Annotated in this window: 2 rRNA genes; both read right to left on the bottom strand. The window is 58.0% G+C overall.

From position 1 onward, the window contains the following. Positions 1 to 114 (bottom strand): 5S ribosomal RNA (gene rrf, locus ACI79S_RS20760); the annotation flags it as partial. A 110-nt stretch (positions 115 to 224) separates the two neighbouring features. Then, positions 225 to 1,686: ribosomal RNA gene (locus ACI79S_RS20755) — 23S ribosomal RNA — on the bottom strand; the annotation flags it as partial.

Here is a 1,686-nt window from a genome sequence, read left to right as displayed (position 1 = left end):
CGGCGGCGTCCTACTCTCCCACCCCGTCTCCAGGGCAGTACCATCGGCGCTGAGAGGCTTAGCTTCCGGGTTCGGAATGTTGCCGGGCGTTTCCCTCTCGCCATGGCCGCCGTAACTCTGTGAACTTCGAACCGTTGCTGGTTCGTGCGTTCAGAACCGCACAGTGGACGCGAGACATGCTCAATAGTGACCCTGGTACAGACCCAGATGTGTTGTGGGTGTGTGTGGTCAAGCCCTCGGCCTGTTAGTACCGGTCAGCTCCACACCTTGCGGTGCTTCCACTTCCGGCCTATCAACCCGCTGGTCTGGGCGGGGGCCTTACCCGGTTGACCCGGTGAGAGACCTCATCTTGAAGCGAGCTTCCCGCTTAGATGCTTTCAGCGGTTATCCCTGCCGAACGTAGCTAACCAGCAGTGCACCTGGCGGTACAACTGGCACACCAGAGGTTCGTCCGTCCCGGTCCTCTCGTACTAGGGACAGCTCTTCTCAAGTCTCTTACGCGCACGGCGGATAGGGACCGAACTGTCTCACGACGTTCTAAACCCAGCTCGCGTACCGCTTTAATGGGCGAACAGCCCAACCCTTGGGACCTACTCCAGCCCCAGGATGCGACGAGCCGACATCGAGGTGCCAAACCATCCCGTCGATATGGACTCTTGGGGAAGATCAGCCTGTTATCCCCGGGGTACCTTTTATCCGTTGAGCGACACCGCTTCCACATGCCGGTGCCGGGTCACTAGTCCCAGCTTTCGCTCCTGCTCGACCCGTCGGTCTCGCAGTCAAGCTCCCTTGTGCACTTGCACTCGACACCTGATTGCCAACCAGGCTGAGGGAACCTTTGGGCGCCTCCGTTACATTTTGGGAGGCAACCGCCCCAGTTAAACTACCCACCTGACACTGTCCCTGATCCGGATCACGGACCGAGGTTAGACATCCAATTCGACCAGAGTGGTATTTCAACGGCGACTCCACGAACACTGGCGTGCCCGCTTCGCAGTCTCCCACCTATCCTACACAAGCCGAACCGAACACCAATATCAAGCTATAGTAAAGGTCCCGGGGTCTTTCCGTCCTGCCGCGCGTAACGAGCATCTTTACTCGTAGTGCAATTTCGCCGAGCCTGTGGTTGAGACAGCTGAGAAGTCGTTACGCCATTCGTGCAGGTCGGAACTTACCCGACAAGGAATTTCGCTACCTTAGGATGGTTATAGTTACCACCGCCGTTTACTGGCGCTTGAGTTCTGAGCTTCGCCTTGCGGCTAACCCGTCCCCTTAACGTTCCAGCACCGGGCAGGCGTCAGTCCGTATACATCGTCTTACGACTTCGCACGGACCTGTGTTTTTAGTAAACAGTCGCTTCTCACTGGTCTCTGCGGCCACCCACCGCTGCCCACCGCAAGGGTGTTGACAGTAGATGGCCCCCCTTCTCCCGAAGTTACGGGGGCATTTTGCCGAGTTCCTTAACCACAGTTCGCTCGATCGCCTCGGTATTCTCTACCTGACCACCTGAGTTGGTTTGGGGTACGGGCCGCTCGGAACTCGCTAGAGGCTTTTCTCGGCAGCATAGGATCATCCAATTCGCCTCAATCGGCTATGCGTCGGGCCTCACCCTGTATGTCCGACGGATTTACCTATCGGACGGGCCACACCCTTGCCCCGGTACTACCACTCACCGGTAGGACTACC

It is taken from the genome of Blastococcus sp. SYSU DS1024 (assembly GCF_054050795.1).
The sequence above is the reverse complement of the archived record's forward strand: the minus strand, read 5'-3'. Positions and strand labels throughout refer to the sequence as shown.